We start from the raw sequence: 1,082 nt of genomic DNA on the forward strand, positions 1-1,082 counted from the left end.
GTCCCGAGCTGCGTGACCTACGACGGGCACGTCTGGCGGCTGGCCCGCGGCGTCACGGCCGACCGCTCGTCACTGTCGGCCGGCGGCCGCCTGTACACGGACCTCGGCACAGGCGCGGCCAGCTCGCGCGACGTGTACGAGCGCCGCGACTCGCCCGGCACGATCTTCGTGGAGGACGACGGCGGGACGATGGTCGGCTTCACGCTCGTCACGCGGACCTTCGAGGGCGGCCGCTACGCGCTCGCGGCCGCGCGCGGGCTCGAGCACTTCGGCGAGTGGCCGACGCTGCCGGCCTCCCTCGCCGAGCCGGCGGCGGCAGACGGCTCACCCACGTTCACGGCGGGTGCGGCCGACGACCTCGGCGTGACCGTCTACCCGCTCGCGGGACGCTCGGCCGACGGCGGATTCGCGATAGCGCCGGGCACATCGTCGGCCGACCCGGCGGCGGGCAACCCGAACTGGACGTGGTGGGAGCCGTACTCCGAGTAGCGCGGTGGCGCTACAGGATGAGCATCGCGTCGCCGAAGGACAGCATCCGGTAGCGCTCCTCGATGGCCGCGGCGTACGCGCGCATCACGAGCTCGCGGCCCGCGAACGCACTCACCATCATCAGCAGCGTCGAGCGCGGCACGTGGAAGTTCGTCACGAGCGCGTCGACCGCCGCGAAGCTGAAGCCCGGGAGGATGTACAGGCCCGTCATCCCCTCGGCCGCGACGAGGGCGCCGGCCTGCTCGTCGAACGCGCTCTCGAGCGCGCGCACGGCCGTCGTGCCGACCGCGACGACCCGCCCGCCCGCGGCGCGCGCCTCGTTGACCGCCGCGGCCGTGCGCTCGGGCACGCGGTAGCGCTCCGTGTGGATGTGGTGCCGCTCGGGATCCTCTTCGGTCACCGGGCGGAAGGTGTCCAGCCCGACATCCAGCTCGACGCGGGCGAGCCGCACCCCGGCGGCCTCGGCGCGCTCGAGCAGCTCCGGCGTGAAGTGCAGGCCGGCGGTGGGCGCGGCGGCGGAGCGCTCCTCCGTCGCATAGACCGTCTGGTACAGCTCGGGGTCGTCAAGCGGCCCGGTGATGTAGGGCGGCAGC

Annotated in this window: 1 protein-coding gene; it reads right to left on the reverse strand. The window is 74.3% G+C overall.

Annotated elements, in window-relative coordinates; genetic code table 11:
• Positions 1-499 precede the first annotated feature (499 nt).
• Positions 500-1,082 (reverse strand): S-adenosylmethionine:tRNA ribosyltransferase-isomerase (locus tag FDZ70_11255; protein TLM65230.1); only part of this gene is annotated, 583 nt, incomplete at its 5' end.

It is taken from the genome of Actinomycetota bacterium (assembly GCA_005774595.1).
Lineage (GTDB): Bacteria > Actinomycetota > Coriobacteriia > Anaerosomatales > D1FN1-002 > D1FN1-002.